The 2,596-nt window shown below is 65.8% G+C and carries 3 protein-coding genes; all 3 read left to right on the top strand.

Going from position 1 to position 2,596, the window contains the following annotated elements; translation table 11 throughout:
• Positions 1-163 (top strand): acyl-CoA thioesterase (locus tag AC1DMG_RS21515; RefSeq protein WP_477181089.1); only part of this gene is annotated, 163 nt, incomplete at its 5' end.
• Positions 164-267: 104 nt separating this feature from the next.
• Positions 268-1,734 (top strand): DUF4139 domain-containing protein, encoded by a 1,467-nt coding sequence (locus AC1DMG_RS21510; RefSeq protein ID WP_477181088.1) that lies wholly within the window; start codon positions 268-270, stop codon positions 1,732-1,734.
• Between the two features lie 97 nt (positions 1,735-1,831).
• Complete coding sequence (locus AC1DMG_RS21505) at positions 1,832-2,587, top strand: enoyl-CoA hydratase/isomerase family protein (protein WP_477181087.1); 756 nt, start codon at positions 1,832-1,834, stop codon at positions 2,585-2,587.
• The last annotated feature ends 9 nt before the right edge of the window (positions 2,588-2,596 follow it).

Raw genomic sequence — 2,596 nt, 5'->3', positions numbered from 1 at the left:
GCTCGGCAACAGCTCGATCACGCTGGCGCACCGCATCGTCGACGCCAGCAACGATGCGCTCTATAGCGACGGCAAGGTCGTGCTGGTATGGATGGATCCCGCCACCGGCAAGCCGGTGCCGTTGCCACCATCGATCCGCGACGCCGCGCAAGCCGGCGCTTGAACGACCCAGCCGGCATTCGGGGTTAAGCCCACCGGCACCACGGATGCCGCAGCTTCATGCGGCATCCGTACTATCAGCGGCGACCACCCGAAAGGAGTTCGACCGTGATCCCTGTTCCGCTTCGCACCCTCGCCCTTGCCATCCTCGCCAGCACCAGCGCGGGCGCCCTTGCCGCACCGGCGGCAACCTCACTGACGCTCTATCGCAGCGACGACAACGCGCTGTACAGCGCGGGCGACAACGGCTCCGTGCCATCGGGCCATGCCGTGGCGCGCGAAACGCGCCAGCTCGAGCTCAAGGCCGGCACACAGGACATAAGCCTCGATGGACTGCCGCAATACGTCGACCCGGAAGCCATTGCACTGACCGTCGACGGCGACGCCGCCAAGGTGCTGTCGCAACGTCTGCGCCTGGGCCAGGGCCAGTACGCCGCCTTGGGCAGCCTGATCGGACAACCCGTCGACGTGTATGGGACGAATGGCGAAGTATTGGCCAGCGGCACCCTGCTGCGCGCCGACGCCAGCGGCCTGATGGTGCGCGACACGTCCAGCGCCAACGAACGCGTTGCGCTGATCCACGAATATGGCGCGGTCAAGGCGCGCGGCGTGTTCCAGGTGGGCTCCGGCCTGCAACTGCGCGTGGATGCCAGCCGCGCCGGCAAGGCCAATGCGACGCTGAGCTATTCCACCTCGGGCCTGGGTTGGCGCGCTGCCTACGTCGGCACACTGGCGCCAGGCGACGGCTGCAAGATGCAATTCGAATCGCGCGCCAGCATCGCCAACCGCAGCGGTCGCGACTGGAACAACGTGCAGCTGATGCTGGTGGCCGGCGAGCCACAACTGGCCCAATCCTCGGGACCGCGCCCGATGATGTTCAACGCGCGCGCCAAGACGGCCGATGCCGCGCTGCCCGAGCAATCCACGCTGGCCGACTACCGCACCTACAGCTTGCCCGGCACGGTCGACCTGCCCGATGGCAGCGTGAGCCAGGTACCGCTGTACGACACGCGGACCATCGCCTGCGAACGCACGTCGCTGTTTGAAACGGGAACCGCCTGGGTGCCACCGCAGCCCATGATCGGCCAGGATGTCTTCACCAACGGCGGCCCTGAAGGCATTTCCAGCACGCTGCAATTCCGCGCATTCGACARCATCCCCGCCGGCAACCTGCGCGTGCTGTCGATGGATCGCAACGGCACGCCGCAACTCATTGGCAGCGGTCGCGTCAACGACACGCCCAAGGGCAGCGACGCGCATATCACCCTGGGCATGGCGTTCGATTTGCGCGCCAGCCGCGAGCGCACCACTTTCACCGTGGACAAGAACGGCCACCGCCTGGACGAGGCCTTCCGCATCACGCTCACCAATGCCGGCGACACGCCGCGCGTGGTCACTGTGCGCGAGCATCCCCAGCGCTGGCGCCAGTGGACGCTCGCCTCCTCCAGCATCAAACCGAGTGCGCAGACCACCGACACGCTGGAGTTCAAGGTGACGGTGCCGGCCAACGGCAAGGCCACGCTCGATTACGCGGTGCGCTACCAGTGGACGGCGGACGAGCATCCGCAAGGGTGAGCTGCCAGTGAAGAGGCGCGAGTAGCAAGGGAAAGCGGCGGCCAGCCGTCTTTGCTACTCTCGTCCTCCACTCCTGCCAACTCATCCGGCCACTGCCATGCTCAATCTGATCACGCACGACGCCATCGTCGAAATCAACCTGGCACGTCCGCCGGTAAACGCACTCAATGTCGACTTGCTTCGTGCGCTGCGCGATGCGGTGGACAACGCTGTTGCCGGCGGCGCGCGCGGCATCGTGCTGTCCGGCCAGCCTGGCATGTATTCGGCTGGCGTGGATGTGCCTTCGCTGCTGGGTCGCGATCGCGACGGCGTGCGTGAATTCTGGCGCGAGTTTTTCCAGACAACGTCGACCCTGGCGATGTCGCCGATTCCCATCGTTGCGGCCATCACCGGCCACAGTCCGGCCGGCGGCGCGGTGCTGTCGCTGTTCTGCGACTACCGCGTGATGGCCGAAGGTCCGTTCAAGATCGGCCTCAACGAAGTGCAGGTAGGCCTGGTGGTGCCGGAAAGCATCCAGATGGCGCTGCGTCGCATCGTTGGACCGTATCGCGCCGAACGCCTGATGGTGGCGGGCGCCATGATCGAATCCAGCGAAGCGCTGGCGGTCGGCCTGGTGGACGAACTCACCAATGTCGAACAGGTGGTGACGCGTGCCGTGGTGTGGATGCAGGGCATGCTCGCCCTGCCCTCCAACGCCATGCTCAAGACGCGTGCGATTGCGCGTGCCGACCTGACGGCCGTCTGGGCGCGTCCGGAGCAATTGCCGATCGATGGATTCCTCGATGCGTATTTCCATCCGGAAACGCAGGCTGTGTTGGAAAAGCTGGTTGCGCGGCTGAAGAAGAAAGACTGACCTTGTAGG

It is taken from the genome of Dyella sp. 01N36 (genome assembly GCF_056399745.1).
The sequence above is the reverse complement of the archived record's forward strand: the minus strand, read 5'-3'. Positions and strand labels throughout refer to the sequence as shown.

Coding starts and splice junctions, on each gene's coding strand:
- AC1DMG_RS21505 (WP_477181087.1), top strand. CDS start 1,832: ATGCTCAATCTGATCACGCACGACGCCATCGTCGAAATCAACCTGGCA.